Here is a 2,153-nt window from a genome sequence, read left to right as displayed (position 1 = left end):
TGAACCTTTTTCGTGCGCCCAGCAGAGCAGGAGGTGAAGCCGTGACGTAGCGGCTGATCTTGTTGTTCGTAAGCTCGTCGTCGCTTGCCGGTGGAAGTCCGGTCCGGGTAGCTGCCAGGAGGCCCGGTAGCAGGCTGGCGGCTTCGTCTGGAAACGGGCGGGGTCGAAGCCCAGCGTCAAAAGCCCTGCAAAGGGGGAGCGATGGTGCGGTCCGTAGCATGAAGCGAAGCCTGCGGCGTCGTTACTCAGCCCGCCCTTCGGGGTGGGAGGAGGGAGTGCCGAGCCTCTCGAAATCGGGGCGAAGGCCATGGACGCGGTGAAGATCCTGGAAGCAGCCGTCAAGGACTCCCCGGCGTATGGGGCGCGGAACGCATCGATAGTGGCGGCGGGAACTGGGGAGGCCCTCCCCGGCCCGATGGCCTGCGGAAACATGTCATTGGAGTGGCACGCCCTATAACCGATGGCCTCGGGAAGTGGGTGGTGAGCCGGGTGGGCGTCGGAGGTGGCCGTAGTACCGCTCGAACCGATCGGACAACACAACCGGCGGTGAGGGAAGGGCCACTACTTCGTCGATGCGCAGCGTCTGTATGGAGGAGGCCCGGTGAGTGCCGTTTCGGCTAGTCCCACCGCTTCGGGATCACGTTCGCGTGATCCGGTCCGTGCCTTGCAGCATGTGCTCTACCGGGCGGCCAAGGCTGATCCCGGACGCAGGTTCCACGCGCTGATGGACAAGGTCTATCGCAGAGACGTCCTGGCGCGCGCGTGGGTCAGGGTGCGCGCGAACAACGGCGCACCCGGCATCGACAAGACCACCCTGGACCAGATCGAGGAGTACGGGGTTGCCCGGCTGCTCGATGAGCTGGCCGCTGAACTCCGGGAAGGGCGATATCGTCCGTTGCCCGCTCGCCGGGTGCTGATTCCCAAGCCGGGGGTCAGGGAGGAGTATCGGCCGTTGTCGATCCCGGCGGTTCGGGATCGTATCGTGCAGGCCGCCGTAAAGATCGTGTTCGAACCGGTCTTTGAGGCGGACATGCTCGACTGCTCTTTTGGGTTCCGTCCGAGGCGGTCGGCGCACGACGCTCTGCAAGTGCTCGTGGATGAGCAGGCGAAAGGGCGCCGGTGGGTGGTCGAGACGGATATCGCCGATTGTTTCTCGGCGATTCCGCATCAGGAGTTGATGCGAGCGATCGAGGAACGCATCTGTGACCGGTCCCTGCTGAAGCTCCTGCGGCAGATTCTGCGCGCCGGGGTGATGGCCGAGGGGCAGGTGCGGCGTGAGGTCACCGGCAGCCCGCAGGGCGGGGTGGTCAGCCCCGTCTTATGCAACGTCTATCTGCACCGGCTGGACCGGGCATGGGACGAAGCAGACGGGAGGCTGGTCCGTTATGCCGACGATCTGATCGCGATGTGCTGGTCACGCGGTCAGGCCGAGAGGGCGCTGGCCCGCTTGACCCGGCTGCTGGCCGAGCTGGGATTGGAGCCCAAGGCGGCCAAGACGCGCATCGTCCATCTGGAGGTCGGTGGGGAAGGCCTGGATTTTCTTGGCTTTCATCATCGGCTCGTCAGATCCAGGGGCCTGAACGGGAAACGACCTTTTGTGTTCCTCGCCCGCTGGCCCGCGGACAAGGCCATGCAGCACGCCCGCGACCGGATCCGGGAGATCACCGCCCGGCGTCGGATGCTGCTGTGGCCGGAGGCGATCGTGCAGGACCTGAACGGCTTCCTGCGCGGTTGGGCCGGGTATTTCCGTTACGGACACTCAGCCCGGTGTCTCAGCAAGATCAGACGATACGCCCAGATACGGTTGGCGCACTTCATACGACGGCGTCACCGCCGCAGCATGGCGTTCGGCTGGTGGGTGCTGACCCGCTCCCAACCGGTCGATCTGGGGCTGATCGGCTTGTATGGAATCGTCGTCGCGCCCAGGGCGGGTAAGCCCTGGCGGGACAGACCGAATGCCGGCGGTGAACGACGTCGGTGAGCCGTGTGCGGGAGAACCGCATGCACGGTTCGACGGGCGGGAGCTGGAAACGGAGCCATGAACCTGGCCATGGTCATCGGGGAGGGCACAGCCGACCGGGAAACCGGCGGAAGACAGGCCCCGAGCCCTACCGTCAGGAGACGCCACCGCGCCAGTTCCCGACCCTACATCC

The 2,153-nt window shown here is 65.7% G+C and carries 1 protein-coding gene; it reads left to right on the top strand.

Translation table 11 applies throughout. The annotated features are described in order from the left end of the window. Positions 1-673: 673 nt before the first annotated feature. On the top strand, positions 674-1,981 hold the full coding sequence (gene ltrA / locus P3X83_RS43065) for a group II intron reverse transcriptase/maturase (protein ID WP_277311239.1): 1,308 nt from the start codon (positions 674-676) through the stop codon (positions 1,979-1,981). Positions 1,982-2,153 lie beyond the last annotated feature (172 nt).

It is taken from the genome of Spongiactinospora sp. TRM90649, from assembly GCF_029382225.1.
Taxonomy (GTDB): domain Bacteria; phylum Actinomycetota; class Actinomycetes; order Streptosporangiales; family Streptosporangiaceae; genus Spongiactinospora.
This window is presented reverse-complemented; position numbering and strand designations above follow the sequence as displayed.